General features: G+C 65.2%; 1 protein-coding gene. It reads right to left on the bottom strand.

Features of this window, described 5'->3' with window-relative positions; translation table 11 throughout:
• A partial coding sequence (locus JF781_RS28355) for a DUF222 domain-containing protein (protein ID WP_225341401.1) occupies positions 1-233 on the bottom strand: 233 nt, incomplete at both ends.

The following is a 233-nucleotide window of genomic DNA, read 5'->3' on the forward strand; positions in this document are numbered from 1 at the left end:
CCGATGGGCTCACCGTGACGTTCGAACCACACCTCACAGGTGGCATCACAGGTCAAATATCGGCGATCCGAATCAGACAGCAGCGGACCCAGATGCAATGCCGCAGCGCGCTGGGCGACATCAAGGTGCACCACGACCGTGGTGTGCTGCCCCTGCGGGCGGCGGGAGGCCTCGACATCCCAACCCGCCTCCACCAAACGCATAAACGCCTCGACCGTGCCCGGCAACGGCGG

The sequence above is a fragment of the Mycobacterium sp. WUMAC-067 genome, assembly GCF_020217485.1.
Lineage (GTDB): Bacteria > Actinomycetota > Actinomycetes > Mycobacteriales > Mycobacteriaceae > Mycobacterium.